At 62.0% G+C, this 1,083-nt stretch carries 1 protein-coding gene; it reads left to right on the forward strand.

Going from position 1 to position 1,083, the window contains the following annotated elements; translation table 11 throughout:
• Positions 1 to 43 precede the first annotated feature (43 nt).
• A partial coding sequence (locus tag ABIB25_RS29150; RefSeq protein ID WP_354532011.1) for an IS630 family transposase occupies positions 44 to 1,083 on the forward strand: 1,040 nt, incomplete at its 3' end.

Consider the following 1,083-nt stretch of genomic DNA (forward strand, 5'->3'; position numbering starts at 1 on the left):
GTGTGTCTCCAAAATAACAAGTGATTGCTTGGTAGACTGAGTTATGCGAGCACCCACTCCCGCTTTGGAGATGTCCGACGGTCAGCGTCAGATGCTGGAGGTGTTGTCCCGGTCGCAGACGGCCGCGCACCGCGATGTGCTCCGGGCGAGGGCGCTGCTGTTGGCCGGCGAGGGTATGGCGACGACCCGGATCGCGCAGAAGATCGGGGTGGGGCCTGGGACGGTGACGGCGTGGCGGTTGCGGTTCGCCGAGGAAGGGCTGGCCAAGTTCGGGAAGGTGCGGCCGGGGCGGGGGGTGAAGTCAACGATCCCGCAGTCGGTGATCGATGAGATCTTGGATCTGACAATGAATTCCAAGCCGGATGGGGAGACCCACTGGTCGTGTCGCACGATGGCAGCCAAGGTCGGGGTGTCCAAGGACACCGTGCAGCGGGTGTGGTCGGCGCGGGGTTTGAAGCCGCATCTGGTGCGCACGTTCAAACTGTCCAACGACCCGCACTTTGAGGAGAAGTTGATCGACGTCGTCGGGTTGTACCTGGACCCTCCCGAGCGTGCTGTGGTGCTGTGCATGGATGAGAAGTCCTCGGTGCAGGCGTTGGACCGGACCCAACCCTCGTTGCCGATGATCCCGGGCCGGGCGGAGACGATGACCCACGACTACAAGCGGCACGGGACGACCACTTTGTTCGCGGCATTGGATGTGCTGACCGGGAAGGTCATCGGGTCGTGCATGGATCAGCACCGGCACGTGGAGTTCCTCAAGTTCCTCAAGACCATCGACGCGCAAGTTCCGAAAGGGCTTGCGGTGCATCTGATCCTGGACAACTACGCCACCCACAAGCACGCCAACGTGAAGGCGTGGCTTCTCAAGCATCCCCGGTTTCATCTGCATTTCATTCCCACCTCCTCGTCGTGGCTGAACCTGGTGGAGCGGTGGTTTCGGGAGCTCACCGACAAGGCGCTGCGCCGCGGGGTCTTCCGGTCGGTGCCGGACCTAATCGAAAAGATCGAAGAGTATCTGGCTGCCCACAACAGCAAAGGGATAAAGTTCACCTGGACGGCCACCACGGACCAGATCCTGGC

Source organism: Nakamurella sp. UYEF19 (assembly GCF_040546275.1).
In the GTDB taxonomy this organism is placed as follows: Bacteria; Actinomycetota; Actinomycetes; order Mycobacteriales; family Nakamurellaceae; genus Nakamurella.